Raw genomic sequence first — 1,052 nt, forward strand, 5'->3', positions numbered from 1 at the left:
CCTCTACCGGCATCGTTGCTCAATCGTGTGAGTGAGAAGTTCCAACAGCAACAACAGATGGCGCAACAAGAGCAGCAAATGAATCCAGAGCAGGAAATGCGTTTGCAAGAAAAGCAGCAAGACATAGCGACCAAAGCGCAAATGCAACAGATGGAGTTACAAGGCAAGCAGATAGATCTGTATATGCGTCAGGAAAGAGCGAAATTAGAAGCAGAACTGATGGCTGAGCGCCATGAGTTAGAGCGTCAACGCATTCTCAATGAGCAAATGCACAATCAGATTATGCGTTCGAGAGCAGAGACATATAGAGCACGAAGCATTTAGAAAGGTGAAAGAATGAATGCACAAATGACTGAAGAGATGGATGGCAAGAATGAAGCGTACCCCTTGGAGACCCCAGTTTTTGATGATGATGGTCCTTTGGATGTAAGCGATGAGAGTGAAGCGGTTGCTAGTGAAGAGAGCAGTTCTTCAGATCCTGTATCCCCACCTGTCCATGAACCCTCTGAAATCTCTACTTTAGAGCAGCAGCGTGCAGAAGAACAGGCGCGTCAAGCCCGTGAAGCATTGATGCAGTTTTATAACCCTCAAGCAGCAGGGCAGGGAGCTTCTGTTGAAGGAGACAACCCGCCCCCTGATATGAGTCAGGACATTGTTGGCTATATGGCTTGGATGGGAAAGAAGCTTCAAGAGCAGGATGCGTTTATTAAAGCGCAACAGGAAGCACAAAGGCAGGCTTATGAACAACAGCATCATGATGCACATTTAAATCAGTTTTTAGAAACTTCTGTTGCCTCGACGAAGGGGAAATATAGTGATTTTGATGCCGCAGCGGATTACCTTTATGAGATGCGTGCGAAGCAGTTATCGGCTTGGTCCAAGGTTTATCCAGAGTACGCAAAAAAGAGCACGATTGATGCAATTATAGGCAATGAATTGCGTACTATAGTAGCCACTTGTGCACAAAATGGGACGAACCCAGCCGAAGAGCTTTATGGGATAGCGCAAAACCTTGGTTATCAGAACCAAGCAACCCAAGCCAACAATCAGGT

Annotated in this window: 1 protein-coding gene and 1 pseudogene; both read left to right on the forward strand. The window is 46.3% G+C overall.

From position 1 onward, the window contains the following. Positions 1-324: pseudogene (locus AC0QT4_RS09225) on the forward strand (portal protein); the annotation flags it as partial. Between the two features lie 12 nt (positions 325-336). After that, a partial coding sequence (locus AC0QT4_RS09230; RefSeq protein WP_473201368.1) for a hypothetical protein occupies positions 337-1,052 on the forward strand: 716 nt, incomplete at its 3' end.

The organism is Bartonella sp. EBT8, assembly GCF_055796165.1.